Source organism: Streptomyces tubbatahanensis (assembly GCF_022699385.1).
GTDB classification, from domain to species: Bacteria; Actinomycetota; Actinomycetes; order Streptomycetales; family Streptomycetaceae; genus Streptomyces; species Streptomyces diacarni.
Genome location: NZ_CP093846.1, coordinates 4121080 through 4147652, shown reverse-complemented (window position 1 = coordinate 4147652; position 26573 = coordinate 4121080). Strand labels below are relative to the sequence as shown.

Annotated in this window: 21 protein-coding genes, 4 tRNA genes and 1 pseudogene; 12 read left to right on the top strand and 14 right to left on the bottom strand. The window is 73.8% G+C overall.

The window, feature by feature from the left end; translation table 11 throughout:
- Positions 1-126: 126 nt before the first annotated feature.
- The gene (locus MMF93_RS17865) at positions 127-1248 is read right to left on the bottom strand and encodes a hypothetical protein (RefSeq protein WP_242752809.1); all 1122 of its coding nucleotides are present in this window, start codon (positions 1246-1248) and stop codon (positions 127-129) included.
- Between the two features lie 358 nt (positions 1249-1606).
- Between MMF93_RS17865 and MMF93_RS17860 the strand changes: the two genes are divergently transcribed.
- Positions 1607-2371, top strand: coding sequence for a S1 family peptidase (locus tag MMF93_RS17860; protein ID WP_242752807.1), 765 nt, complete (start codon positions 1607-1609; stop codon positions 2369-2371).
- A gap of 101 nt (positions 2372-2472) precedes the next feature.
- On the opposite strand, the gene MMF93_RS17855 is transcribed toward MMF93_RS17860, so the two are convergent.
- The 3 genes from MMF93_RS17855 to MMF93_RS17845 are packed head-to-tail and all read right to left on the bottom strand — an operon-like array spanning position 2473 to position 5737.
- The gene (locus tag MMF93_RS17855) at positions 2473-4884 is read right to left on the bottom strand and encodes an ATP-binding cassette domain-containing protein (protein WP_242757633.1); all 2412 of its coding nucleotides are present in this window, start codon (positions 4882-4884) and stop codon (positions 2473-2475) included.
- Between the two features lie 57 nt (positions 4885-4941).
- Entirely contained in the window at positions 4942-5352 is a 411-nt protein-coding gene (locus MMF93_RS17850; protein ID WP_114022134.1) for a VOC family protein, read from the bottom strand.
- 10 nt (positions 5353-5362) lie between these two features.
- On the bottom strand, positions 5363-5737 hold the full coding sequence (locus tag MMF93_RS17845) for a helix-turn-helix transcriptional regulator (RefSeq protein WP_220183616.1): 375 nt from the start codon (positions 5735-5737) through the stop codon (positions 5363-5365).
- 290 nt (positions 5738-6027) lie between these two features.
- Between MMF93_RS17845 and MMF93_RS17840 the strand changes: the two genes are divergently transcribed.
- Positions 6028-7404 (top strand): MBL fold metallo-hydrolase, encoded by a 1377-nt coding sequence (locus MMF93_RS17840; protein ID WP_242752799.1) that lies wholly within the window; start codon positions 6028-6030, stop codon positions 7402-7404.
- Between the two features lie 115 nt (positions 7405-7519).
- On the opposite strand, the gene MMF93_RS17835 is transcribed toward MMF93_RS17840, so the two are convergent.
- Positions 7520-7801 carry a metal-sensitive transcriptional regulator gene (locus tag MMF93_RS17835; protein WP_114022136.1) on the bottom strand — a complete coding sequence of 94 codons (282 nt, stop codon included), beginning with the start codon at positions 7799-7801 and terminating at the stop codon, positions 7520-7522.
- Positions 7802-7894: 93 nt separating this feature from the next.
- Here MMF93_RS17835 and MMF93_RS17830 point away from each other — a divergent pair, with 93 nt between their 5' ends.
- The 3 genes from MMF93_RS17830 to MMF93_RS17820 all read left to right on the top strand — a co-directional run bounded on the left by MMF93_RS17830 (position 7895) and on the right by MMF93_RS17820 (position 11329).
- Entirely contained in the window at positions 7895-8464 is a 570-nt protein-coding gene (locus MMF93_RS17830; protein ID WP_242752798.1) for a rhodanese-like domain-containing protein, read from the top strand.
- 122 nt (positions 8465-8586) lie between these two features.
- Positions 8587-9453, top strand: a complete 867-nt coding sequence (locus MMF93_RS17825) for a phosphatase PAP2 family protein (RefSeq protein ID WP_242752797.1) — start codon at positions 8587-8589, stop codon at positions 9451-9453.
- A gap of 199 nt (positions 9454-9652) precedes the next feature.
- Positions 9653-11329 carry a bifunctional phosphatase PAP2/diacylglycerol kinase family protein gene (locus MMF93_RS17820; protein ID WP_242752793.1) on the top strand — a complete coding sequence of 559 codons (1677 nt, stop codon included), beginning with the start codon at positions 9653-9655 and terminating at the stop codon, positions 11327-11329.
- Between the two features lie 31 nt (positions 11330-11360).
- Here the strand turns inward: MMF93_RS17820 and MMF93_RS17815 are convergent, their stop codons facing one another.
- Positions 11361-11834, bottom strand: a complete 474-nt coding sequence (locus MMF93_RS17815) for a hypothetical protein (protein ID WP_242752789.1) — start codon at positions 11832-11834, stop codon at positions 11361-11363.
- Positions 11835-11967: 133 nt separating this feature from the next.
- Entirely contained in the window at positions 11968-12555 is a 588-nt protein-coding gene (locus MMF93_RS17810; RefSeq protein ID WP_242752787.1) for a TetR/AcrR family transcriptional regulator, read from the bottom strand.
- Between the two features lie 178 nt (positions 12556-12733).
- On the opposite strand from MMF93_RS17810, the gene MMF93_RS17805 reads away from it, so the two are divergent.
- On the top strand, positions 12734-14326 hold the full coding sequence (locus MMF93_RS17805; protein WP_242752785.1) for a carboxylesterase/lipase family protein: 1593 nt from the start codon (positions 12734-12736) through the stop codon (positions 14324-14326).
- Positions 14327-14466: 140 nt separating this feature from the next.
- Here MMF93_RS17805 and MMF93_RS17800 read toward each other — a convergent pair whose 3' ends face one another.
- From MMF93_RS17800 to MMF93_RS17780, 5 genes are all read right to left on the bottom strand, one after another.
- Entirely contained in the window at positions 14467-15270 is an 804-nt protein-coding gene (locus MMF93_RS17800) for a DUF4232 domain-containing protein (protein WP_242752783.1), read from the bottom strand.
- 539 nt (positions 15271-15809) lie between these two features.
- Positions 15810-15882, bottom strand: a tRNA-Lys gene (locus MMF93_RS17795).
- Between the two features lie 112 nt (positions 15883-15994).
- Positions 15995-18193 (bottom strand): DEAD/DEAH box helicase, encoded by a 2199-nt coding sequence (locus MMF93_RS17790; RefSeq protein ID WP_242752781.1) that lies wholly within the window; start codon positions 18191-18193, stop codon positions 15995-15997.
- Between the two features lie 382 nt (positions 18194-18575).
- A complete protein-coding gene (locus MMF93_RS17785; protein ID WP_242752774.1) occupies positions 18576-19262 on the bottom strand; it encodes a hypothetical protein in 687 nt (228 codons plus the stop codon).
- Positions 19263-19525: 263 nt separating this feature from the next.
- The gene (locus tag MMF93_RS17780; RefSeq protein WP_242752772.1) at positions 19526-19891 is read right to left on the bottom strand and encodes a metallopeptidase family protein; all 366 of its coding nucleotides are present in this window, start codon (positions 19889-19891) and stop codon (positions 19526-19528) included.
- 228 nt (positions 19892-20119) lie between these two features.
- Here MMF93_RS17780 and MMF93_RS17775 point away from each other — a divergent pair, with 228 nt between their 5' ends.
- The 5 genes and pseudogenes from MMF93_RS17775 (at position 20120) to MMF93_RS17755 (ending at position 22767) form a co-directional block, all read left to right on the top strand.
- A complete protein-coding gene (locus MMF93_RS17775) occupies positions 20120-21790 on the top strand; it encodes a metallophosphoesterase family protein (RefSeq protein WP_242752770.1) in 1671 nt (556 codons plus the stop codon).
- Positions 21791-21908: 118 nt separating this feature from the next.
- Positions 21909-21981 (top strand) — tRNA-Glu (locus MMF93_RS17770).
- Positions 21982-22124: 143 nt separating this feature from the next.
- Positions 22125-22274: pseudogene (locus tag MMF93_RS17765) on the top strand (Txe/YoeB family addiction module toxin); the annotation flags it as partial.
- Positions 22275-22598: 324 nt separating this feature from the next.
- Positions 22599-22673, top strand: a tRNA-Asp gene (locus MMF93_RS17760).
- Positions 22674-22693: 20 nt separating this feature from the next.
- A tRNA-Phe gene (locus MMF93_RS17755) sits at positions 22694-22767 on the top strand.
- A gap of 86 nt (positions 22768-22853) precedes the next feature.
- On the opposite strand, the gene MMF93_RS17750 is transcribed toward MMF93_RS17755, so the two are convergent.
- Entirely contained in the window at positions 22854-23849 is a 996-nt protein-coding gene (locus MMF93_RS17750; RefSeq protein WP_242752768.1) for a helix-turn-helix transcriptional regulator, read from the bottom strand.
- Positions 23850-23951: 102 nt separating this feature from the next.
- Here MMF93_RS17750 and MMF93_RS17745 point away from each other — a divergent pair, with 102 nt between their 5' ends.
- Positions 23952-24419: a VOC family protein gene (locus MMF93_RS17745; protein WP_242752763.1), complete on the top strand. Its 468-nt coding sequence runs from the start codon at positions 23952-23954 to the stop codon at positions 24417-24419.
- Positions 24420-24540: 121 nt separating this feature from the next.
- Here the strand turns inward: MMF93_RS17745 and MMF93_RS17740 are convergent, their stop codons facing one another.
- Entirely contained in the window at positions 24541-25653 is a 1113-nt protein-coding gene (locus MMF93_RS17740; RefSeq protein ID WP_242752761.1) for an ABC transporter permease, read from the bottom strand.
- Positions 25654-26573 lie beyond the last annotated feature (920 nt).

Genomic DNA, 26573 nt, shown 5'->3' with positions numbered 1-26573 from the left:
GTGGGGCCCTCGGAGTCTGTGGAGCCCTCGGGGTCCTCGGGGCCCTCGGGGCCTGTGGAGCCCTCGGGGTCCTCAGGGCCCTCGGAGTTGGTGTTCATGTCGCTCTTTTCCTTGGTTTCTCCCCGGTCATCCGCGCGGCCCCACGGCCGGGCAACCGAGGCGTTCGGCTACGGAGTTGGCGGACCGCGCGAACACACCTGGTGTGTCCGGCGCTGCGGCACGGGCGAGCGGGCCGTCCAGGTGCAGGAAGAAGACGGTGGGGCGGCCCCGGCACTCGGCGGTGACCAGCCCGTCCCCGCCGTCGATCCGGCCCTTGCCCCGCCAGCCGGCGCCCGGAGCCCGCGGCGAGTCCGCGCCCTCCACGCCTGCGAAGAGCGTCACCAGTCTGGGGAGTGACGTGACCACGAACTGCCCGTGTGCGTCGGCTTCCCCGTCCTCGCCGGTCAGTTCGAGGGAACAGGAGTGGAGGCGGTCGCCGATGGCGCTCGCGTATCCGCCGAGTTCGCCGCGCCGCGGCGCGAGACGCATTCCGGGGACACGGCACGCCGGCCGTCCCGTGGTGTAGGTCTCCTCGCCCGGTGCCGTCCGTACGGGGGCCGTGATCCGTGCGGGCTGCCCCGTGGCGCAGCCCGCCTCGCGCTGGGCCGTCTCGGCCAGGGACAGCAGCAGTTCGGCGGCCTCCCGCTCCGAGTCGAGGTACGACACGTCGCCCTCCGACCGCACGGTGACCACCGTGGGCACGTCCCCGCTGTCGCACTCCTCGGGCAGCACGAGCGTGCCGCGGTCCGGGCCCACGACGCCGGGGAGTCCGTCGGGCAGGGGTGCGGCGTTTCCGTGCAGCGCCTCGGCCAGCCACGCCTGGCGCGCGCGGCCCGTCGAGCGGGGCGGCGGCCCGACGCGGGCCACCAGCCGGTGACCGCCGCTCCCTTCCCCCGCGCGTGGTGGGCGGCTGTGCGGGGAGGTGTCGGGGGACTGCATCTCCTCGGTCCCCGGCACGCCGAACGCCACGACGCAGGTGGCCTGTTGGCCCCGTTCCGGTGAGCCGGACTCCTCGGCGGCCCGTGCGAAGTCGTCACCGAGCACGCGCGGGCCGCTGTCCTCGGCCCAGGCGCCCCAGCAGTAGCTCTCGTCGGCGAGCACCCCGGACCGCGTCGCCAGCGTCGCACCGCCACCCAGCACAGCGAGCGCCAGCGCCGGTACGAGGACCAGCAGCACACGGCGCCGTGGTGTCCGTACGCTTCGTGTCACGCCGCTCCCCTTCCCCGTCGTCCCGTCCCCGTTCTTCGTTTCCCCCCCGTCCCCGCCCGTTGAGGCCAGGCCTGCGCCGCCCCTGCGAGGGCGGTGACGGTGGCGGTCCGAGGAGACTACCCACCTTGAACGCGTGTTCGGGCACATGGGCGGGGCCGGGCCCGCCGGACGTGGGCGGTTTCCTCCCTCGTGGCCACCTCGCCGTGGTCCCGCAGCATGATCCGGCCCCCGTGCCGTACGACCTGCGGGCCAGGTCCGGGTGAGAGGTCAGAGCGATGTGCCGGGAGTATCGGCCGGACATGATCGACGGTGTCGTGCCCGGCCGGGCACGAGCCACGGTCCAGGCACAGGAGGAGAGATGAACAGGCGCGGCAAGGCGGCACTGTGTGCGGCGGCGGTGGCGGGGGCACTCGGGCTCAGCCTGACGGTCGCGCCGTCGGCGTCGGCGATCATCGGGGGGCACGACTCCACCTCGCAGTACCCGTTCATGGTGAGCGTGCAGAAGGACGGCCACCACTACTGCGGGGCCTCGCTGATCAAGCGGGACTGGATCGTCACCGCGGGGCACTGCTCGGTGAACGTCAAGCCCGGGCAGCTCTCGGTGCGGGTCGGCGACCAGGATCGCAGGAAGGGCGCCGAGGCGAAGGTCACCAAGGTCGTCGCGCACCCGGACTTCTCCTACGAGCCGTTCCGCAACGACGTGGCCGTCATGAAGCTGGACCACCCCGTGGACGCGAAGCCCGTCAAGCTGGCCGCCGAGTCCGCGCCGGCGGGGACCGAAGGGCGGATCCTCGGCTGGGGGATGACGTGCGAGGACGGCAGCGAGTGCCCGGACCCGCCGATCCGGTTGCAGGAGCTGGACACCAAGGTCGTCGCCGACAACCGGTGCAGCGAGAACTACCACCGGGACAACGAGCTGTGCACGGACAGCCCCACCGAGAACGCGCAGGCGTGCATCCTCGACTCCGGCGGGCCGCTGGTCAAGGGCCGCCCCGGGCACTGGGAACTGCTCGGGGCGACCAGCCGGGATGGCGACGCCGACCCGAAGTGCGCGACGGGGCCCGGTATCTACACCGATCTGACCGCCCACCGCGACTGGATCGAGCGGACCACCGCGAAGTGACCGGCGACGGCGCCGCCCACCTGCCGCCCCCGCGTCGCGCCTGCCGCCGCGCGTCGCGCCTGCCGCGCCCAGTGACCCGGGCCCCGCGGTGGGGCAGGCGGTCAGCCCGCGACGTAGTCGGCGAGGTGCCGGCCGGTGAGGGTGGAGCGGGCGGCGACGAGGTCGGCGGGGGTGCCCTCGAAGACGATCCGGCCGCCGTCGTGTCCCGCGCCGGGGCCGAGGTCGATGATCCAGTCGGCGTGGGCCATGACCGCCTGGTGGTGCTCGGTGACGATGACCGACTTGCCGGAGTCGACGAGCCGGTCGAGGAGGCCGAGCAGGTGCTGGACGTCGGCGAGGTGGAGGCCGGTGGTCGGCTCGTCGAGGAGGTGGACGCCGCCCTTCTCTCCCATGTGGGTGGCCAGTTTGAGCCGTTGCCGTTCGCCGCCTGACAGGGTGGTGAGCGGCTGGCCGAGGCCGAGGTAGCCGAGGCCGACGTCGGCGAGCCGGTCGAGGACGCGGGTTGCGGCGGGGGTGCGGGCGTCACCGGTGGCGAAGAACGCGGCGGCCTCGGTGACCGGCATCGCGAGGACCTCGCTGATGTCGCGGCCGCCGAGGCGGTGTTCCAGCACGGAGGGGTGGAACCGTTTGCCCTCGCACTCCTCGCAGGTGGTGGCGACACCGGCCATCATCGCCAGGTCGGTGTAGATGACGCCGGTGCCGTTGCAGTGGGGGCAGGCGCCCTCGGAGTTGGAGCTGAACAGTCCCGGCTTCACGCCGTTGGCCTTGGCGAACGCCTTGCGGATCGGGTCGAGGAGCCCCGTGTAGGTCGCGGGGTTGCTGCGCCGGGAGCCGCGGATGGCGCCCTGGTCGATCGCGACGACGCCGGCGTCGGCTGCCTGGTCCGTCGTGACCAGTGAGCCGTGGAGGAGCGAGCTCTTGCCGGAGCCCGCGACGCCGGTGACGACGACGAGCACGCCGAGCGGGATGTCGACGTCGACGTCGCGCAGGTTGTGCGCCGTCGCGCCGCGGATCGGCAGCTTTCCGGTGGGCGTGCGCACCTTCTCCTTGAGGGTGGCACGGTCGTCGAGGTGGCGGCCCGTGAGGGTGTCACCGGCCCGCAGCCCCTCGACGGTTCCCTCGAAGCAGACGGTGCCGCCCGCCGTGCCCGCGCCGGGGCCGAGGTCGACGACGTGGTCGGCGATCGCGATGGTCTCCGGCTTGTGTTCGACGACGAGCACCGTGTTGCCCTTGTCCCGCAGCCGCAGCAGCAGGTTGTTCATCCGCTGGATGTCGTGGGGGTGCAGCCCGATGGTGGGTTCGTCGAAGACGTAGGTGACGTCGGTGAGCGAGGAGCCGAGGTGGCGGATCATCTTGACGCGCTGGGCCTCGCCGCCCGACAGCGTCCCCGAGGGGCGGTCGAGTGAGAGGTAGCCGAGGCCGATCTCGACGAACGAGTCGAGCGTCCGGCGCAGCGTGGCCAGCAGCGGCGCCACGGACGGCTCGTCGCGGTCGCGTACCCAGGCCGCCAGGTCGCTGATCTGCATCGCGCAGGCGTCGGCGATGTTGGTGCCGTCGATGCGCGAGGACCTGGCCGCCTCGCTGAGCCGGGTGCCCTCGCACTCGGGGCAGTCGGTGAAGGTGACCGCGCGGTCCACGAACTCCCGGATGTGCGGCTGCATCGCTTCCCGGTCCTTGGACAGGAACGACTTGCGGATCTTGGGGAGCAGCCCCTCGTAGGTGAGGTTGACCCCCTCGACCTTCACCTTGACCGGTTCCCGGTGGAGGAAGTCGTGCATCTCCTTCTCGGTGAAGTCGCGGATCGGCTTGTCGGGGTCGAGGAAGCCCGACTCGGCGTACGTCCGCACCGTCCACCAGCTGTCCGACTTCCATCCTGGGATGGTGAACGCCCCTTCGGAGATCGCCTTGGAGTCGTCGAAGAGCTGGGTGAGGTCGATGTCGGAGACGGTTCCGCGGCCCTCGCAGCGGGTGCACATGCCGCCGGTGCGCGAGAAGGTCTGCTTCACCGTCTTCTTGGCGCCGCGCTCGACGGTGATCGCGCCGCTCGCACGGACCGAGGGGACGTTGAAGGCGAACGCGTTGGGCGAGCCGATGTGCGGCTGCCCGAGCCGGCTGAAGAGGATGCGGAGCATCGCGTTGGCGTCGGTGGCGGTGCCGACGGTGGAGCGCGGGTCGGCGCCCATCGGCTGCTGGTCGACGATGATCGCGGTCGTCAGCCCGTCGAGGACGTCGACCTCGGGCCGCGCCGTCGTCGGCATGAAGCCCTGGACGAACGAGCTGTAGGTCTCGTTGATCAGCCGTTGCGACTCGGCGGCGATCGTGTGGAACACCAGGGAGCTCTTGCCGGAACCGGAGACGCCGGTGAACACCGTCAGCCGGCGCTTGGGGATCTCGATGGTGACGTCCCTGAGGTTGTTCTCACGCGCGCCGTGCACCCGGATCATTTCGTGGCTGTCGGCGGCGGCCGGGTGCTGCGCGGCCGCACCCGTGCCCGTACGCGGATGCGTGGTCATTCCGGAGGTCTCGCTCATGGTGTCTCCATCGGTGGGCCCGGCCGGGGGTGGCCGGCCTCAGCGCGTCTCCTGGATGCGGACCATGTTGCCCGCGGGGTCGCGGAAGGCGCAGTCGCGGACGCCGTACGGCTGCTCGGTCGGCTCCTGGACGACCTCCACGTCACCTGCCTGCACCTTCTCGAACGTGCCGTCGAGATCCGGGGTGGCCAGCAGGATCCAGCCGTAGGTGCCCTTGGCCATCATCTCGACGATGGTGCGGCGCTCGTCCTCGGTGATGCCGGGGTCGGCGGCCGGCGGGGCCAGGAGGAGGGAGATGCCGGGCTGGCCGACGGGGCCGACGGTGATCCAGCGCATCTTTCCGCTGCCGACGTCGGTGCGCACCTCGAAGCCGAGGACGTCGCGGTAGAAGGCCACGGAGGCCTCCGGGTCGTCGTGCGGGAGAACGGTCGTGTGAAGGGTGAGGTCCATGGCCGCAACGCTAGGCGGGGGCCGGGGGCGGCGCTTCTCGATTCCTGACCGGTCTGGTCACCTGTTTGGCCACGCAGGACGGCATCCCGGCCGCCGCGTGCGCCACCTGCTGCCGGTAGACGCTGGGCGGTACGCCGACCAGTTCGGTGAAGCGGGTGCTGAAGGTGCCCAGGGAGGAGCAGCCGACGGCGAAGCAGACCTCCGTGACGCTGAGGTCGCCCCGGCGCAGCAACGCCATGGCGCGCTCGATGCGCCGCGTCATCAGGTAGGCGTACGGGGACTCGCCGTAGGCGGCCTTGAACTGGCGGCTGAGGTGCCCTGCCGACATGTGCGCGTCGCGCGCGAGCGCCTCGACGTCCAGGGGCTGCGCGTACTCCCGGTCCATCCGGTCGCGGACGCGGCGCAACCGCGCGAGGTCGCCGAGGCGCTGCGCCGCGCTGGGCGCCGCCTGCGGCCGTGGCGCCGCCGGGGTGGGTCTGCTGCTCACGTACGCGATCGTGCCACGGCGCGCCGCGGTGCGCAGCACCTCGGGCAGAGTCTCCCGCCCGCCCGGCCGGTGGCCCCCGAATACCCCCGCCCGTATCCCTGTTACGGTGACCATGAATACCCCCCGGGGTAAAAGCCCGCGCAGCACAGCGCCGGCCACCGCATCGCCGTCGTAAGGAGGTACACCCCGTGTTCTTCGTCGACACGCTGGAGTACGAGGGGCTGGGAAACCGCAGCTACCTGGCCGGAGGGCCGGTCGGCGCCGTCGCCGTGGACCCGCCCCGTGACATCGACCGGGTCATCGCCACAGCGGCGCGGCGCGGCGTGCGCGTCACCCACGTCGCCGAGACGCACCTGCACAACGACTACGTGTCCGGCGGCCTGGAGCTCGCCCGCGTCACGGGGGCCCACTACCTGGTGCCGGCGGGCGCCGCGGTCTCCTTCGCCCGTGTCGCCGTCGCCGACGGCGACACCGTCACGGTGGACGACGGTGTGACCCTGCGCGCGGTGGCCACCCCGGGCCACACCCCGCACCACACCTCCTACGTGCTGGAGCAGGGAGGACAGGCCGTGGCGGTCTTCACCGGAGGGTCGCTGCTGATCGGCACGGTGGGGCGCCCCGACCTGGTCGAGCCCCGGCTGACCGAGCCGCTGGCCCGGGCCCAGCACGCCTCCGCGCACCGGCTGGCCGACGAGCTGGACGAGGAGGTGCGGGTGCTGCCCACCCACGGGTTCGGCAGCTTCTGCGCCGGTTCCCAGAGCGAGGGGGACACCAGCACCATCGGTGCCGAACGCCGGACGAACGACGCGCTGACACAGGACGTGGGCACCTTCGTCGCCGCGCTGCTCGCCGGGCTGGACGACGTGCCCGCGTACTACACGCACATGAGCCCGGCCAACGCCGCGGGGCCCGCGCCCCTCGACCTCACCCCGCCCCGGCGGGCCGACGCCGACGAGATCGCCGAACGGCTCGCGGCCGGGGAGTGGGTGGTCGACCTGCGCAACCGGGTCGCCTTCGCCGAGGGCCACGTGGCCGGGTCGTTCAACTTCGAAGGCGACGGCAAGCCGGCCACCTACCTGGCGTGGCTGATCCCGTGGGGCAAGCCCGTCACCCTGCTGGCCGACACCCCCGAGCAGGTCGCCGACGCGCAGCGGGAGCTGGCCAGGGTCGGCATCGACCGGCCGGCCGCCGCCGCCACCGGCGCACCGCCCAGCTGGGTGCGGGACGGTGACCGCCTCGCCTCCTTCCCCCGTGCCCGCTTCGCCGACCTGGCCGAGGAGCGCGCCCGCGGCGGCACGCCCGTCGTGCTCGACGTGCGGCGGGATGCCGAGCGCGCGGGCGGCCACGTGGAGGGGTCGGTGCACCTCCCCGTCCACCAGCTGCCCGACCGCCTCGAGGAGGTGCCGCGCGGCCGGGTGTGGGTGCACTGCGCCGGCGGGATGCGGGCGGCGATCGCCGCGTCGGTGCTGGACGCGGTCGGACGCGAGGTGGTCGCCGTCGACGACGGCTTCGACGCCGCCGCCGAGGCCGGACTCCCCCTCGTCCGCCCCGCAGGCTCCGCGTGAACGACCCTCGCGGGTCGCTCAGGGCCAAAGGACCTGAGCTCACTCAGGACAAGGGGACCGGACTCACTCAGGACCAAGGATCGGAGGCCGCTCAGGACCAAGGACCGGAGGCCGCTCAGGCCAGGGAGAGGAAGAGTTTCTCCAGCCGGGCCCGCATCTCGTCCCGGTCGCCCGCGGCGGCACTGTCCGCGTCCGCGAGGCAGTGCTGGAGGCCGGTGGCAATGATCGCGAACCCGGCCTTGTCCAGCGCCCTGGAGGCGGCCGCCAGCTGCGTGACCACCTCCTCGCAGTCCCGCCCGTCCTCGATCATCTTGATCACTCCGGCGATCTGCCCCTGCGCTCTGCGCAGGCGGTTGACCGCCGTCTTCAGCTCCTCGGCCGCCATCGTCAGTTCCACAACGACTCCCCTCGCCCTCACACCGCATACCCGGTATACCCCTGCGGGTATCCTACCCGCGCGGGACGCCCCGCGACGAAAAGGAAAGATCGCGTGACCGCCACCACCGCCCTCACCCCTGAGCAGACCCACGCCCGCCTGGACGAGCTGACCGTGATCGATGTCCGCACACCGGGCGAGTACGCGTCCGGACACCTGCCCGGCGCCCACAACGTTCCCCTCGACCACCTGGACGCCGCCCTCGACGCGCTCACGGCGGTCGCCGCACGCCGCGACCTGCTCGTGGTCTGCGCCTCGGGGAACCGTGCGGCGCAGGCCGCCCGGCGCCTGGCCGAGCACGGCCTCGACGCCGCCACCCTCACCGGCGGTACGGCGGCCTGGAGCCGGCTGGGACACGACCTCGACCGGCCCGCCGCCGGCGCCCGCACCACGTGGGCCATGGAACGCCAGGTCCGCCTCGCCGCCGGGTCCCTCGTGCTGGCGGGACTGCTCACAGGCCGCCGCCTGCCCAAGGCGCGGTGGATATCGGCGGGCGTCGCCGGCGGGCTGGTCTTCTCCGCACTGACCGACACCTGCGGCATGGCCCGGGTCCTGGCCCGCCTCCCCCACAACCGGCCGCACACCGGCGACCTGCGCGCCACCCTCGCCGCCCTGGCCGGCTGACACCTCGCCCCGCCCGGTGCCCCCGGGCCACCCGCCCGGCGGCGTCCCGCTCGCACGGAAGGCCGGGCGCCGCTCTACTGAGGTTCCGAGGTGATGGCCCACGCTGCCGAAGGAGCCCACTGATGAGCGGGCGGTCGACTCCGGGATCTCCGCACTCCACAGCAGACGGCGCAACCGGCGACGCAGCCGGTGACGCGTCCGGCAACGCACCCCACGACGCGTCCGGCAACGCAGCCGGTGACGCGTCCGAGGCGCTCGACCCGCGCGGGCTGCTCCGGCAGCTGGCGCCGGTGGCGGTGCCGGTCCCGGCGGGGAGCGAGGTGCGGCGGGCGGGCAAAGGCCCCCGGCGGGCGCGCCCGCTCCCGCTGGTGGCCGGCCTGCTCGCCGGCCTGGTGCTGTTCGCCGGGGTGACCTACCTGGCACTGGGCGTGGGAGCGGGCTTCGTGGACCGGCCGGTGCTCGGCGAGGTGGTGCGGCACCGCCTCGCGGCGCTGGACGGGCCGGTCACGGTCGCGACGCACGCGTCGAAAGTGCCGCTGCTCGCCGCCTCCGTGCTGGTGGCGCTGTGGCTCTCCTGGCGGCAGGGGTCGTGGGCGCCGGTGGCGCTGGTCGGCGCCACCGGGGCGCTGGCCGTCGCGGCGGCGACCGTCGTCAAGGAGGTCACCGACAGGAGCAGGCCCCCCGCGAAACTGTGGGCCGTCCAGGAGGACGGCTTCTGCTACCCGTCGCGGCACACGGTGATCGCCACGGCCGTGCTGCTGATCCTGGCGTACGTCCTCACGGCCCGGATCGCCTCCCGTCCCGCGCGGGTCGCGCTGTGGGCGGGCGCGGGGGCGCTGAGTGTGCTGGCCGGGCTCAGCCGCCTCTATCTGGGCGTGCACTGGCCCACCGACGTGGTGGCGGGCCTGGTGTTGGGGGCGTCCGTGCCGCTGGTCGTCGTCACGGTGTACGCGCTGCGCGCCGGACACCCCCACGCCCGTCACCCGTGACCGACGCGCACACGGGCGCCAGCGCGTGATTCCCGTCGCTCCGCACGCCGGTGTGGCCCCCGCGGCACCGGGCATGAGAGATCCTGCCGAGGCAGGACCCGCCGAGGCACGACCCGCCGAGGCGGCATGCTCACGCCGTACGGCGGACACCCGCGACGGCGCACACGACGGCGCACACGACGCAGAAGAGGGGGCACCGATGGAAAAGCACCGGCGGCCTTGGCCGGCCCGAGCCCTGGTGGGCCGGGTCCTGGACCCACGTACCGCACCCCAGCGGGGCACGGGCTACGGGCGCGGCCCGGTGGCCGCGGGCGCCGAAGGGGTACGGGCCGCCGTCCGCGACCGGCTCAGCACCTGGGACCGCTCCCTCTTCCGCCACGTCGCCGTCACCGACTGGCCGCGCGCGGAGGGCGTGCTGCCCCGGCTGAGCCGCGCCGCCGACCACAGCAAACTGTGGACGGGCGCCGCCGCGGCGATCGCGCTGTCGGGCGTGGGCGGGCCCCGTGCCCGGCGCGGGGCGCTGCGCGGGCTGGCGTCGGTGGCGGTGACCTCGGCCGTGGTCAACACCCTCGGCAAGGGCGCCTTCGGGCGCAGCCGCCCGGTGCTGGACGACGTCCCGGTGATACGGCGGCTCAAGCGGCTGCCGACCAGCACCTCCTTCCCGTCGGGACACGCGGCCTCGGCCGCCGCGTTCGCGACCGGGGTGGCGCTGGAGTCGCGCGGCTGGGGCGCGGCGGTCGCCCCCGTGGCGGCCTCGGTGGCGTTCTCCCGCGTCTACACCGGCGTCCACTACCCGAGCGACGTGCTGGTGGGGGCCACCCTGGGGGTGGCCGCCGCCTTCGGGGTACGCGCTGTCCTGGACGCGCGGCGCCGGGTTCCGCCGGCCCAGCCGCTGGTCGAGGCGCCGACCCTGCCCGAGGGCAGGGGGCTGTCGGTGGTGGCGAACCCGGGTTCGGGTTCCGCCGCCTTCGTCGACGAGGTCGCCGAGGCGCTGCCCGCCGCGCGGGTGACGCGCTGGGACCCGGACGCGTGCGCGCTGCCCGAGCTGCTGTCGAAGGAGGCGCAGCGCGCCGCCGAAGAGGGCGGCGCACTGGGCGTCTTCGGCGGTGACGGCACCGTCAACGCCGCCGCACGCGCCGCGCTCCAGCACGGCGTCCCCCTCGCGGTGCTGCCCGGCGGCACCCACAACCACCTCGCCCTCGACCTGGGCATCGGCACCTGCGCCGACCTGGCGAGCGCCGTGTCCGAAGGGCACGCCATCGCCGTCGACATGGCCCGTTTCGGACCGCCGCGCGGCGCGGTCGGCCACGGCGGGAACGCGGGGGAGCCCGGCGGCGACGCGGGAGACCCCGGCTACTTCGTGAACACCTTCAGCCTGGGCGCGTACGGCGACCTGGTGGAGGTCCGCGACCACTGGCGGCAGCGGATCGGCCCGTGGGCGGCCGGACTGGTCGCCGCGGTGCACGTGCTGCGGCACTCGCGCCCGTTCGAGGCGCGCGTGAACGGGCGTACGCGCTCGCTGTGGCTGCTGTTCGTCGGCAACTGCTCGTACCACACCGTCGGCGGCGGCCCCGGCGGCGCGCGGCGCTTCAACCTCGCCGACGGCATGCTCGACATCCACCTGGTCAAGGCGGGGCGCTGGGCCCGCACCCGCCTGGTGGCCTCCGCGCTGACGGGCGTACTCCACCGCTCCCCCGTGCACGCGGCCGCACGCGGCCGCCGCCTGCACCTGGCCGCCGTCCCCGAGGGCACGCTGTGCTCGTACGACGGTGAGACGGCGCCCTCCCCCTCGGCGCTGCTCATCGACAAGCCCGCCACCCCCCTGACCGTCTACCGGCCGCTGCCGGCCTGGCTGAGCGGCACACCGCTGTCGTGACCGCCGCGCCGCCCCCTCCCGCGCGGCTCCGTCACGCCCGCGCGGGAGGCGTCGTCATCTCGTAGACCGCCGCTGTGACCATCCCGTACGTCAGGTGGGGTACGAGGTCGGCGAGCCAGTCGGCGGCCCGCCAGGTCCGGGGGTCCGACACCTTCAGCGTGGCCATCGGCACGTCGGAGCCCGCCATCGCCGCCACCCCCGTCAACAGGCCGGCCACCGGCACGGCGGGCCGCCAGGGGAGGGCGCGGGCCGCGCCGTAGAGCGCTCCGACCCCGACGCCCGTGACCATGCCGAGGACGGCCCCCAGGCCCGACACCCGGTTCTGCCGCGTCTCCCCCTGACCGGGCACGGGCACGTGGGTCAGGTCGCTGGCCTCGTCCACCAGCTGCTCGGGCGCCGAGCTGCCGCCCCGGCCGCGCAGCACCATGTCCAGGTAGGTGACGGCGTTGAGTGCCGTGGTGCCGGCGGCGCCCGCCGCGGCCCCGGCCAGAGTGTGACGCATCATGCCCGGCGCGGTTCCCAGCCCCGCACCTCGGAAACCCCCGCCGCTCCGCACGCCGGGAGCACCGCACCGGATGTGGCTCCCGGCAACGTCCCCTCCGCCGGAAACCCCGCACCCGCAGGCCCGCCCGCCCGCCTCAGGAAGGCGGCGCGGGCTCCGCGAGCCGTCCGAGCGCTCCGAGCCCTTCCAGCACCTCGTCCGCCGTGGGCGCGTGCGCCGGGTCGCTGAGGCTCTGGATCATCACCCCTGTCATCAGCGCCGTCTGCATCATGCCGAGCGTGCGGGCGGAGCGGTCGGAGACGGCGTCCTCCGGCTCGCTGCCCAGGATCGCGGCCATCCCGCGCCACCCCTCGGCCACGCCGTCGCTCAGCCGGGCGCTCAGCTCGGGCTGCCGCTGAGCCTGCAAGAACAGCTCCACGGTGGCGAGCCACAGGTCCGGGTGGTCGCGGAACTGTGCGATGAGCCCTTCCCACATGCGCCGGAAACCGGTGCCCGCGTCGTCACCGGACCCGGGCGCCAGCGCACGGCCGAGGCTGTCCCCCCACTCGTCCAGCAGCTCGAACAGCGCCTGGGTCAGCAGCGTTTCGCGGGAGCCGTAGTGGTAGCCGATCGCGGCGGTGCTCACCCCGGCCGCCGTGGCGATGTCGCGGACGCTGGTGCGGTCGTAGCCCTTCTCCCGCAGACACCGCTTGGCGCCGGCGAGGAGGTCGTCGCGGTTTCCCATGCGCGGCACCCTACCAGCCGCTTGCACGGCCGTGTGATACGGACGTGTCATGCGAACGCCTCACTCACTCGCCTCATACGAACGACTCACACAAACGTCTTACACGTTCGTATTGCGCGATCGCGCAAATCGTGGCTATGGTCCTGCCCATCGACTCGACCGATCACGGGGAGACCCCATGAAGAGAACCGTTCTGGCAGGCCTCGGCCTCGCACTGCTGACGGCGTTGGCGACGCCGGCGCAGGCCACCGCCGCCCCGGCCTCCGACAGCACGGCCCGGGCCACCCCGCGCTCCGACGCGGCGGTCGTGACCACGGCCGCCGGTGCCGTGCGCGGCACGGTCGACCCCCGGGTCCGCTCCTTCCAGGGCATCCCGTACGCCACCGCGGCCCGCTTCGCCGCGCCCCGCCCCGCCGCCCCGTGGAACGGCGTACGGGACGCCACCCGGCCGGGCGCCGTGTGCGCGCAACCCGCCGGGCCCCCCATCGGCAAGCCCAGCACCGACGAGGACTGCCTCAACCTCAACGTCACGACCCCGCGCGGCAAAGGCGGGAAAAGCAGCAAAAGCGGGAAACGACCGGTGATCGTGTGGGTGCACGGCGGCAGCATGACGGTCGGGATGGGCGACCTGTACGGCCCCGACCGGCTCACGGCCGGCGGCGCGGTCGTCGTGTCGATGAACTACCGGCTGGGCGCCACCTCCTTCCTCACCCACCCCTCGCTGAAGGAGTCGGGCGGCCTGGCACTGGACGACCAACGCGCCGCACTGCGCTGGGTGCACCGGAACATCGAGGCCTTCGGCGGCGACCCGTCCAACGTGACGCTCATGGGCCAGTCCGGCGGCGGCTTCTCCGTCTGCGGACACCTCGCCTCCCCCGCGTCCGCGGGGCTCTTCCACCGGGCGATCATCCAGAGCGCGCCGTGCGGCACCCCCGGCAACGCCTCCCACACCCGGGCCCAGGCCCGGGAGGAGACCCGCAAGGTCATCAACAAGACGCGCTGCGCCACCGCGTCCGACGTGGGCGACTGCCTGCGCAAGCTCCCGATCGAGGACCTGCTGAAGGCCTACGGCTCCGACCGGGAACCGCGCCCCGTCAGCGGCACCCGCACCCTGCCGCTGCCCGTCGACCGAGCGCTGCGCACCGGCCGGTTCAACCGCGTCCCCGTCCTCATCGGCGTCAACCACGACGAGGAGAACGGCATGGTCCTCGGCCAGGAACTGGCGACCGGCACCCCCATGAAGGCCGACGCCTACGAGCCGGCCGTCGAGGAGGAGTACGGCGAGCGGGCACGAGCCGTCCTGCGGCGCTACCCGCTGGGCACCTCGGCGGGCCGGACGTGGGCGAAGGTGAAGACCGACGCGGTCTGGGCGGCACCGACCCTGGACACCGCACGCGCGCTGTCCCGCTGGACCCCCACCCGGATGTACGAGTTCGCCGCACAGGACACCCCCTGGTACGCGGGCACGGAGACGCTGAGCTTCCCGGCCGCGGCCCAGCACATGGCGGAACTGCCCTACCTGTTCGACCTGGACCTGTTCGAGGAACTGACGCCCGAGCAGGCGGACCTGGGCCGGCGGATGATCGGAGCCTGGACGCGCTTCGCCGCCACCGGCGACCCGAACGGCGGCGGCGAGACGGCGTGGCCGCGCCTGAGCGACAGCCGCGGCAAGGCCGGCCGGCACGTGCAGTCCCTGACCAACGGCACCTGGAAGCGCGCCGACTTCGCCGAAGAGCACCACTACCGCTTCTGGTCCCCGCGCAAGGGCTGACGCTCCGCTCCCCGCGCAAGGGCCGCTCCGCTCCGGCCCGCCGGGCACCGCACACACATCGGCCCCGGTACGCACGGTCACTCCCCGTGCGCACCGGGGCCGAGCCCCCTTCCCCCTGTTCCCCCTGTTCCCCCGGCCTCTCAGGCGCCGGACCCCGGGGTGAGCGCACCGATCGTCGGGACGGACGCCTTGCCCGTGGCCGACACGGGGCCACCGGTCCAGTCGACCTTGAGGGAGGAGCGCTGGTCGGGCGGCGTGATCAGCGCCGCGTCCGGAGTGACTGTCGGCACGCCGGTCATCTCCGGATTGGTGAACGACAGCGGCGCCCAGGCGCTGCCGCCCGGAGTCAGCTTGATCGTCTCGCCGCTGTCACCGTTGCGCTCGGGGTCCAGCGACACCTGGTCGCCGTCGCTGTCGACGAAGGCGAAGCCGGGGAACCCGTACACCGTGCAGTTGCTGCCCGAGGTGTTGGTCAGGACGAGCGCGAAGTTCTCCTGCCCGGCCCCCGGATGGTTCGGGCCGACCTTCGCCGACAGGTCCGAACTGGTGCACTGCCCCGCAGCGCTCGACACCTGGTGCGCGCCGCCCTGGCCGCTCTCGCCGCTCTCGGTGGAGACCACGCCGGCCCCCGAACCCCCGCTGCTGCTCCCGGACCCGCCGGACCCCCCGGTCCCGCCGCTGTCCCCACTTCCTGTGCTGCCTGTGCTGCCCTCGCTCTGGACGGCACCGGCCGGTGCCGCCGCACCGGCCTTGTGGGCCCCGGCCGCGTCCCCGCCCTGCCCGCCGCACGCCGTCAGCAGGCCGCCGGCCGCCACCAAAGCGGCCGCGGCCGTCGCGATCCTGGCCGGACGGGCGAGACCGCGCCGCGTCCGCCGCGGCGCCCCGCCCCCACCGGCGACCGCCCGCTCGTCCTGCCCGGTCACGATGTCCTGCTCCGCTGCCATGGCCGCCGTCAACTCCCTGCTCCGTGCTCCCCCGCTTCTGGGCTGTACACGGAGTTCGATGGCGCGTCAGGCGAAAAGGTTCACGCGTCACCCCGCGTTTCTCCCGGGCCGCCCTCCCGTCTCCGGCGCCGCGCTGGTGCCCGGCACGGAGTGGCGGCGCCCCGTGCCGCAGCAGGCAGCGGTTGCAGGGCGTGGCTGCGGAGCCCGGTTGCGGAGCGCGGTTGCAGAGCGCGGTTGCGGAGCCCGGTTGCAGAGCGCGCGGAATCGCGGGCCGTGAGACGGCCGGTGTCCGGGCCGGTGGGGGGCCGGCGCACCCGGAATGAACGCCTTCTACGTCTGACGAGCCCAACTGGCCGCGCCCGAGGAAGCCGTGGGTCGTGGGTCGTGGCCGTGCCCGTGGCCGTGGGCCGTGGGCCGTGGGCCGTGGCCGGACGAAGCCGATCGGCGCTGAGCCCCCGAAACGCCGAAGCGCCCAGACCGATCATCTCGGTCCGGGCGCTTCCTCGCAGGTCAGAGGGCTAAGCCCTCCCTGCCAGCAGTAGGCCGTGTGGGACTCGAACCCACAACCAATGGATTAAAAGTCCACTGCTCTGCCAATTGAGCTAACGGCCCGCACCGAGCAGCATAGCCCGGCCGTCCGGCGCGGTTCGAAGGCATTCCCCGTTGCGTGCCCTCGGACCGCGCTCGAACGTGCGTGTGACAGGCGTCAGCTGGTCACGAGCCGTCAGCTGTTGCGCTTCCAGCGCGGCTTGTCGGCGCGGCGGTCCGGGGTGCGCGGGCCGCCACGGCCCGGGCCGTGGGACGTGGAGCGGCTGTCGCCGCTGCGGCTGTGCGGCCGGCGCTCGTCGCGGCTGTCACGGCGGTAGGGGCGGTCGCCGCCCCGGAAGCCGTCACGGCGGAAGGCGCGGTCGCCGCCGTCACGGCGGTAGCCGCCGCGGGCGCCGCCGTCCCGGCTGTCCCTGCCACCGTCCCGACGGTCCCGGTCGCGATCGCGGTCCCGGTCGCGGTTGCCGTACGGGCGCTCGTCGCGGCCCCTGTCGCGGTCACGGTCGCGACGGAAACCGCCACGGTCGGTACCGCGGTCGTAGGAACGCCGGTCGCCGCGGTCGCGGTCGCCGTCGCGGCCGTTGGGACGGTCGCCACGGTCGCGGTTGCCGTACGAACGGTCACCCCGGTCCCGGTCACGGTCCCGGTTCTTGCGGTCGTAGGACGGGCGGCCGCCGCGCTCGCCACGGTCGCGGTCGCGCTCGGCGCGCTCCCGCTCGCGGCGCTCCGCCTCGGCCTTCGCCTGGCGGGCGGCCTCCGCACGCGCCTCTTCGGCGGCCTGCTCGGCCTCCGCCTCCGCGGCGGCCGCGACGGCGGCGTCCGCGTCCTCACCGCGCTCGCGGGCGGCCCGCGCGATCAGCAGTGTGGCCTCCTCGCGCAGCTCGGCCGCGCGCTGCTGGAGCTTCTCCAGCTGGCGGTTGAGCTTCCTGGCCTCCCGCTCTGCCTGGCGGGCGGTGTTGACGGCCGACTCGGCCTGCACCTCGGTGAGGGAGCGGGCGCCGACGATGCGGGCCACTTCCTCGTCGAAGACGTCACCGCGGCCGATGAGGTGCCGGGAGGCGTCCACCCCGGCGTCCTCCATGAGCCGGAAGATCTGCCGGCGCTGGTGGGGCAGGGCCAGGGAGACGACGGTCCCGGACTCGCCGGCCCGCGCGGTGCGGCCCGAGCGGTGCAGGTAGTCCTTGTGGTCACCCGCAGGGTCGACGTTGAGGACGAGGTCGATGCCGTCGACGTGGATACCGCGGGCCGCGACGTCCGTGGCGACGAGCGTGTTGACCTTGCCGTCCTTGAAGTCCGCCAGCGTGCGGGTGCGGGCGCCCTGCGTCATGCCGCCGTGCAGCGCGTCGGCGCGTACCCCGGACTCACACAGCTGTTCGGCCACCCGGTCGGCGCCGAGCTGCGTGCGGACGAAGACGATCGTGCGGCCCTTGCGGCCGGCGATGGCGGCCGTCACCGGCGCCTTGTCGCGCGGCTTCACGATGAGCACGTGGTGCGTCATCGTCGTCACCGCGCCCTGCGCCGCGTCCACCTCGTGGGAGACCGGGTCGACGAGGTAGCGCCGCACCAGGGAGTCGATCTCCTTCTCCATGGTGGCGGAGAACAGCATCCGCTGGCCGCCCTCGGGGACGAGATCGAGGATCTCGGTCACCTCGGGCAGGAAGCCCAGGTCCGCCATCTGGTCGGCCTCGTCGAGGATGGCCGTCTCGACGTCGTCCAGGGAGCAGGACCCGCGGTTGATCAGGTCGCGCAGCCGGCCGGGCGTGGCGACGAGGATGTCGACGCCCCGCTCCAGCGCGGAGATCTGGTTGGCCATCGACGTGCCACCGCACACCACCTTCAGCCTGAGGCCGAGCGTGTCGCCGTACGGCTGGAGCGCGTCGGAGACCTGCATCGCCAGCTCGCGGGTCGGGGTGAGGATGACGCCGCGGGGGCGCTTGCGCTCCGTACGGCCGCCCGTCAGGCGGGCCAGCAGCGGCAGCCCGAAGGAGAGCGTCTTGCCCGAGCCGGTACGGCCCCGGCCCAGCACGTCCATGCCGGCGAGCGCGTCCGGGATGGTGGCGGCCTGGATCGGGAACGGCGCGGTCACACCGTTCTGGGCGAGCTTGCGGACGACGGCCTCGGGCAGCCCGAGGTCGGCGAACGTGGGCGTGGGCTCGGCCGCCGCCTCCTCCGCCTCCACGGCGTCGGTCGCCGTCGTCTCCGCGGCGGCGGTCACCGCTTCCGCGGTTTCGGCCGCGGTCGCCGCTTCAGCGGACTCGGTCCCGGTCGCTTCGACGGTCCCGGCGGCCGTTTCCACGGTCCCGACCGTCTCTACGGTGCCTTCCGCCGCGTCGTCCGCGTGGGCGGGCTCGACGGCGTCATGGGTGGTTACAGACATGCGAAATGAGAACCTTCCGGAGTCACTGGCACGCGCCCATAACTCCGTGAATTCGCAAGGAACCGCCTCGATGCGGTCAGCCACGGCAGGGAGAGAACGCGCCACACGGCGCGCTGCGAGATGGCGCCGGGCAAATGGGATCAAACGATCTACCAGCATACGCGGCCGATACGCCGCGGTGCAAACGGGGTCCGGACGCCCGGCCACGCGGTGACCGGCGCCACACGGTGACCGGCGCCCCCGCGGCGAGCACCCCGCCGTGACGGGGGCCACCCCACTCGGTGACGCGTGTCACGGGGCCCACCCCGAAACACGCCGGGCACGCCCGAAGCGCGCCGGGCACGCCGGCTCTCGGGGCACGCGACCGCACGGCGCGCGACGCTCAGGCGGGGTGGGGCCGGATCTGGCGGGAGTAGGTGTCGGAGCCGCTGGGGGAGGCCGTCGTCCGGGTCGGCGACGGGTCCGGGTCGGGCTTGCTGGGGGTGGGGCTGGGCGAGGTCGTCGGAGAGCCCGGATCGTCACCGCCCGGCCCGCCGCCTGAGCCTCCCGAACCGCCCGCGCCACCGGTCGGCTGGGGACGGGGGTGATTGCGGTCACCGTCGGAGGAGCCGGAGTCACCGCCGGAGGCGTCGTCACCGCCCGCGCCACCGCTGTGCGCGCCGCCCGCGTCCGCGGAACGCCCGGCGTCGTCGTCCTTGCCGCGCTCGCCGCCCTTGTCCCGCTTGCCGTGCCGACCGCCCGCGGACCGCCCGTGGTCCCCGTCCCGGTCACCGGCCTCGCGGTCGTCCCCGGCCACGCGGCCCTTGCGGTAGCCGGCGCCGTCGAGACCGCCCTCCGGTTCGGTCGCGCCACCGTGGTCGTCGGAGCGGCTCCCCACGGGGGTCGTACCGCCCTCGCCCACGTCGTCGGCGCCCTGCACCGTCATGCAGCCGCTGAGCGTGGAGACCGCCGCGAGCATGAGCGCGCCGACCGTCGTGGAACGGGCGGTGCGGCTTGTGGAGTGCGCACCGCCCGTGCCCGTGGGGGAAGCGGTATGGCCGGTACGGGCAGCGGTACGGGATCGGCGCACGGTGGGACCTCCTGCGCGGGGGTTTCGGCGGGTGCCGTGCTCAACTCCCCGTCACCCCAACAGGTCACGCCTCGCCGCGCACACGCCGAAGCGCACGCGGCGCGCCACCCGGCGCTCACACGTCCCACCCGGCGCGCGCCCGGCTCGCGCGCGCCCACCCGCGCCCTCGGGTGGACTCGGGTGGACCAGGACCGACCCGCGCGGCCCCTGCGGCCCCGCGACCCCGCGACCCCGCGACCCCGCGACCCCGCGACCCCGCGACGTCACCCGTACCCCAGTGCGTGCAGCCTCTCGTCGTCGATACCGAAGTGGTGGGCGATCTCGTGTACGACGGTGATCTCGACCTCCTCCACGACGCCCTCCCGGCCCCCTCCGTCGTCGCGGTCGACCATCCGCAGAGTGGGTCCCCGGTAGACCGTGATGCGGTCGGGCAGGACGCCCGCGTACCACTCCCCGCGCTCGGTCAGCGGCGTGCCCTCGTACAGCCCGAGCAGCTCGGGGTCGTCCGCCGGGGGCTCGTCCTCGACGAACACCGCGACGTTGTCCATGAGCCGGGTCAGTTCGGGCGGTATCCGGTCGAGCGCCTCGGCGACCAGCTCTTCGAACTCCTCACGCGTCATCTCCAGCACGCCCCCATTGTCGGCCAGCCGGCCCGCCGACGCCCTCCCCCGGGTGGACTTCCCCGCGCCCCCCCCCGGCGGACTGGCACGCCCTCCCGCCCGGCGGACGCGGGCGCCCCACCCGGCGGACGCGGGTGCCCCCGGTGGACGCGGGTGCCCTCCCTCGGCGGGCACCCGCACGCGGCACCGGCGGCCGGAACGGCATACGCGCCCCCCACAAGGGGCATACCGGCCGACATGGCCAGCGTTGCCACCAAGCCGTTGCGTGCCGCGGCGGGCTTGTACAGACAGCTCGCCGCACACCTGAACGCCCGCCTCGCCCGTCGCCGCCCCTCGTCCCCGCCCCCGCACCCGACCCCGCGCGTCACCCCGCCCGCGGAGCACCGGCGCACGCGAACGCACCCGTACCGGCGCGCCGCGGGCCTCGTCGTCGTGACGCTGCTCGGTGGCTGGCTGGGGCTCCTGATCGTGGGGAACGTCCGCACGCCGGTCGGCCCCGTCGACACGACGATGACGCTGCGGCCCTCCCTCACCGGGGGCACCAAGGTGAACGTCTCGCCGCTGGGCGCGCTGGAGCTGCGCAGCCATACCGCGCCGCTACGGCTGGACGTGGACGTCGACCAGCTCGACCCGGAGCGCTCCGCGGCCCTCGTCAACCACCCGGAGCGGATCGAGGGACTGGACGACGAGATCGGCCACGACGTCCAGGCGGGGGCGCTCGACCTCGGGCTGCGCTCTGCCGTCGCGGTGCTGACCGGCTCGTGCGCGCTCGCGCTGGCCGTCTACCGCCGTCCGGGCACGGCGCTGCGCGCGGGCGGGCTCTCCCTCGCCCTGCTGGTGGCCTCGGCCGGGACGGCGGCGGCGACGTGGAACCCGAAGTCGGTGCTGGAGCCGCGGTTCTCCGGGCTGCTGGCGAGCGCGCCGCAGGTGGTGGGCAACGCGCGCAGCATCGCGACCGAGTTCGACGTCTACCAGAAGGAGTTGGCCCGACTGGTGACGAACGTCACCAAGCTCTACGACGCGACGTCCACCCTGCCCGCTTACCAGCCCGATCCCTCGACGACACGGGTGCTGCACGTCTCCGACATCCACCTCAACCCGGCCGCCTGGCACATCGTCCGTTCCCTCGTCGAGCAGTACGACATCGACGTGATCATCGACAGCGGCGACACCATGGACCACGGCACGGCCGCCGAGAACGGTTTCCTCGACCCGATCACCGGTCTCGGAGCCCCCTACGTGTGGGTACGCGGCAACCACGACTCCGCCGCCACACAGAAGGCCGTCGAGGAGCTGGACGGCAAGGACGGTGCGCAGGTCCACGTGCTCGACTCGGGGAAGCCGGTGAACGTGGCGGGCCTGCGCCTCGCCGGCTGGGGCGATCCGCAGTTCACCCCTGACCGCTCCGTCGCGCCCGAGGGCGACCCCGCCGAACGGGACCGGGGCCGCAGGCTGGCCGCCTCGCTGCGGGACCAGCGGGCAGCCGGCACCCCGGTCGACATCGCCGTCGGGCACAACCCGGTACTGGCCGAGCAGACCGACGGGCTCGTCCCGCTGGCGCTCGCCGGGCACACGCACAACCGCAAGACCCGGGTACTGCCGCACGACACCCGGCTGATGACCCAGGGTTCGACCGGCGGCAGCGGACTGCGCGCCGTCGAGGGGGACGAGCCGGACAAGGTGCAGGCGTCCGTCCTCTACCTGGACAGGGACACCGGCCGGCTCCAGGCGTGGGACGCGATCACCCTGGGCGGTCTCGGCCTGTCCAAGGCCGAGGTCTCCCGCCACCTGCCGGAAGAGGTGAAGCCGGGCGCACCCCCCTCCCCGTCCCCCTCCCCGACGACACCGTCGTCGCGGTTGTCGCCGTCGCCCAAGCCGACCGGCAACAGTCCCGCGACCGGCCGCTGAGCTGCCGTGCGGCGGTGGCCCCTGTGCCGCCCGCATATGTTTTGGCGAACCGTCCACGCATCCCATATGCTGCCGGAGCCTGCCATGGCGCTGTTTCAGGCGCTTGGCGAAGCCACTCGCCCTCATCGTCTAGTGGCCCAGGACGCCGCCCTTTCAAGGCGGTAGCACGGGTTCGAATCCCGTTGGGGGCACCCACTCTTCGCCCCTCCGAGCTGCGAGAAATGCGGTCGGAGGGGCGTTTTTTCGTCCTGACGTGTCAGCACAGCCGTGCTGACCGGCTCCGGGGAAGTTCGTTGCGATGTCCCGGCGGGACTGACGAACCATGCGAGCCCTTCAGTCACGCGGCAAGCCCGAGCCACTACGGAGCGACCTCTCCGGCTACTGGTCACGGCGCATCACTTCCGAGCACCGGCTGGTGTACCGCACCGACGAGGACGACACCGTCCACGTCGTGGCGTGCCGCTTCCATTACGAACGCCGATGAGGACGCGCCGCCCGTAGACACCGACCCCGACCGGATGCGGCTCACGGAGGATCCAGCCACCACACAGGCCAGGCATCCCCCTGCCGCCTCGCGCGCTCTCATGCGCGACAGCGATGGTCCGCCACTCCGCGCTGACGCGTCAGCACCGCACCCGGATCGAGGTTGACCGGTCCCACCAGAAACGGTGTTGGTACGGCACGGCCCCTCGGGTCTGTTACTCTTTTCCGGCGACGTCACCCCTGGTGGGAAGCGCCCGAGGGGCCGGTGAAAGCCGGTTGGGAGCACACGTCGCACTGTGCGAGACTGGAGCTCGCACGAACGCTTGGTCCTGTGGAGCAGTTTGGAGTGCTCGCCACCCTGTCAAGGTGGAGGCCGCGGGTTCAAATCCCGTCAGGACCGCCGCATCTTCCGAGATGCGTGGCTGGGTAGCTCAGTTGGTACGAGCGTCCGCCTGAAAAGCGGAAGGTCGCCGGTTCGACCCCGGCCCCAGCCACCGCAGCCCTGAGCAGGGCGAACGGCCCCGTCGAAGATTTTCGACGGGGCCGTTTTCCGTGCCGGTCACGAGGGTTTCCGTGCCGGTCACGAGGGCGGTGTGCCGGTTGCCGTCGCCGTGTTGCGGGCGGCGAGGGCGGCGAACGCATCGGTGAGTTGCGGTGGGCCGATGACCGTGACGGCGGTGTCGAAGCGGTTGAGGAAGGCGGCCAGCGCGATCCAGGACCATGATCCGGCGGTGCAGCGGCACCGGTGGGGGCCGAGGTCGTCCACGAGGGCGTCGCCGGCGAACGGAAGGACGGCGCGGGCGGGCAGCTCCAGGAGGACGGTGCCCACGCAGGGCCAGGCGTCGGCCTGGTCGGAGTCGGACCCTGTGAAGCGCGCCGAGACGTAGGCCTCGGCGCTGCCGCCGGGGATCTCCCGTGGCGCGAAGCGCGGCCCTGTGGGGGTGCGCGGGGAGATGCGGTCGGCGCGGAAAAGGCGCCAGTCACCGCGCCCGAGGTCCCACGCCACCAGGTACCAGCGGCCGTGGGAGGTCACCAGATGGTGGGGTTCGACGCGACGCGGTGGCCCGGGTTCGTCGCCGTCCGGCCGGTCGGAGGCGTAGTCGAACCGGAGCACCTCGCGGGCGCGGACGGCGGCGGAGAGGGTGACGAGCACGTGGGGGGAGAGGGGGGCGGCGGGCCCGTCGCCCGGGCGGGGGACGGCGGTGAAGGCGAGCTGGTCGGCCCGGTGCCGCAGGCGTGCGGGCAGGACCTGGCGGACGGTGGTCAGCGCCCGCAGAGCCGCCTCCTCGACACCCGCTCCGGTCAGGGCGGCGGCTTGCAGAGCCACGGTCAGGGCGACCACCTGCTCGTCGTCGAACAGCAGCGGGGGCGCTTCCGTGCCGGCGTCGAGCCGGTAGCCGCCGTCCGGGCCCATGGCCGTCCGGATGCGGTAGCCCATCTCGCGCAGCCGGTCGATGTCCCGCCGCACCGTGCGGTGGCTGACGTCCAGTCGCTCGGCCAGCACGGCGCCCGGCCAGTCGCGCCGGGTCTGCAGCAGTGACAGCAGATGGAGCAGCCGGGAAGTGGTGGTCGCCATTTTTCGACGGTAACCCCGGTCCAGGACAGAAACTGTCCTTTACGGCTGCCAGGGTCTGCGGTGTCGGGGCAAGCCCGAACACCGTGTGCAGAAGGAGCAGTTGTGAGCATCCAGACGACCCCCCACCTCAACTTCCGCGGCGAGGCCCGCGAGGCCCTGGAGTTCTACCGGAGCGTCTTCGGTGGCGAGGTCACCTCCGCCACGTACCGCGACCTCGGTATGGACAAGGACCTCCCGGGCGCCGACGGAGTGGTCTTCGGCCAGGTCGAGACCGCCGAGGGGTTCCGCGTCATGGCCTATGACATCCCCGGCCCCTTCGGTGGTCCGGCCGGCGAGGCGGGCTCGACCCGCCGGGAGAACGGCACGACGGTCACCACGCAGCCGTTCTTCGTCTCGGTGCGCGGGGAGACGTTCGAGGAGGTCGAGGCGTACTGGGAGAAGCTGTCCGCCGGCTCCTCGATCGTCGAGCCCCTGGCCGCCTCGGCGTGGAGCGCGGGCTTCGGCATGCTCACCGACCGCTTCGGCGTCACCTGGACCCTGGACGTCGCCGCCGCCGACCAGGCGCGGTAAGCCACCTCACCGCGGCCTGCCCTGGCGCGGTGAGCCACCTCACCGCCGGGCCGGGCCGGGCGCGGGAGCGCCCGTCCGGTCCCGTCCCCGGCCCCGCTCCGGAAGGCAGAAGGCCGCCGGTTCAGCCCGGGGCGGCGGCGTGGGCGGCGGTGCGGTCGCGGCCGCCGGGGTGGCGGTGGCGCCAGGTCCAGAAGACGGCGCAGGAGACCAGGGCCCAGACGGCGAGCACCAGGTACGGCTGGAGCAGCTGGTGGTCGGGGAAGTAGACGGCGGTGTGCTGGGCGTTCACGGAGGCGCCGGGCGGGAGCCAGCGGCCGATCTCGCCGAGCACGGAGGGCAGCAGCGGCCAGGAGACGGCGCCGCCCGACGAGGGGTTGCCCAGCAGCACCATCACGCCCCAGGTGGGCAGCATGGCCCAGCGGCCGATGAGGGTGTTGAACATCGTGAAGACCATGCCGCTGGTGAACATCGTCAGGGCCAGGATCAGCCACGAGTGGACGAAGGGGAGCTCCAGCGCGCCGAGCCCCCAGTCGACGACGGCGGCGATGACGAAGCCGCCCAGGAGGGCGTAGGCGAGGGTGTAGGCGATGCGTTCGGGCGGGTTGAGGCGGCGGGCGTGGACGCTGAGCTGGATGGCGCCGACGAAACCGATGATCACGGCGGCCAGCGAGATGTAGAAGATCGCCAAGCCGCGCGGGTCGCCCTTGTTCAGTGGCTTGAGGTCGCGCACCTGGACGGGGACGCCGATCTTCTTGCCGACCTTCGGCCCCGCCTGCTGGAACAGCTGTGCGACGGAGGCCCCCGATGCGCTGGAGATGTCCAGCTCCACCCCCTCGGGCCGCTCCACCCGCATGACCGCGAACACCTGCTGCGCCTCGATGGCATGGCGCGCGTTCTGCTGCGTACGGAAGTGCCGCAGCTCCAGGGAGGAGCCGAGCGCCTTCTCCATCCCGGCGACGAACGCGCTGCGGTCCTTCGCGCTGTCCGGTTTGCCGACGACGGCGACCGGCACATGGTGCGGAGTGGGGTTCGCCATCGCATACGTGTACGAACCGGCGAAGAGGCCCGCGCCCGCGGCGAGAATCAGCACCAGGACGGTCGCCGGGAGGAACGGCGAGTCCTTGAAGTCCCGCCACAGGTCGGAGGGGCTGCGCCGGGTGCCGTGCCGACCGTGGGCGCGGGACGGCGGTGTCGGGTCCGCGCGGTGCTCGGACCACTCGGGTTCCTCGCTCATACCTGTCACACTATGCGGACATACGCCGCATAACGGTCAGGCAATCCGCAGCGCCGGTCCCGGCCGGGTACGGCCACCCGGCCGGGTAACCGCAGCGGGCGGCCGCCGCCCCGGCCGGGTAACCGCAGCGGGCGGCCGCCGCCCCGGCCCGGGGAGGACTCGCGGGCCGGGCGCCGCTCCGGCCGGGGAGGAGGCAGCAGGCGAGCGCCGTCCCGGCCGGGGAGGACCCACAGGCCGGGCGCCGCCCCGGCCCGGGGAGGACCCACAGGCCGGGCGCCGATCCGGTCGGGGAGGACGCAGCAGGCGAGCGCCGTCCCGGCCGGGGAGCCGCACCGAGGGTCGAGCATCCGTGGGGCAGGGCTCGGGGTCAGGTGCCGGCGCGGGTGTCCGAGTTCACGTCCACGTCGGCGCACGGCGCCCCGGACACGTCCGCAGGGCCCACATCGGGGCCGAAACCAGAGCTTGCAGCCGCCTCCGGGCCGGGGGCCGAACCTGACCCCGCCCCCGGGCCGGAAGCCGAACCCGACCCCGTCCCCAGGCCGGGGGCCGAACCGACCCCGGGGCCGAGCCCGAGGCCGCCCCCGCCCCCGGGGCCGGGGACAGCCCGGGCGTCGGATCCGAGCCCGGGGTCAGGTGCCGGCGCGGGTGTCCGAGTTCACGTCCACGCCGGCGCACGCGCCTGCGGACGCGTCCGCAGGGCCCACGTCGGGGCCGGAACCGGAGCTAGCAGCCGCCTTCGGGCCGGGGTCCGAACCCGACCCCGCCCCCGGGCCGGAAGCCGACCCCGAGCCCGAACCCGACCCCGCGCCGGGGTCCGAGGCAGAAGCCGAACCCGCGCCGGGGTCCGAGGCCGAAGCCGACCCCGGGCCGGGGTCCGAGGCAGAACCCGAACCCGCGCCGGGGTCCGAGGCCGAACCCGA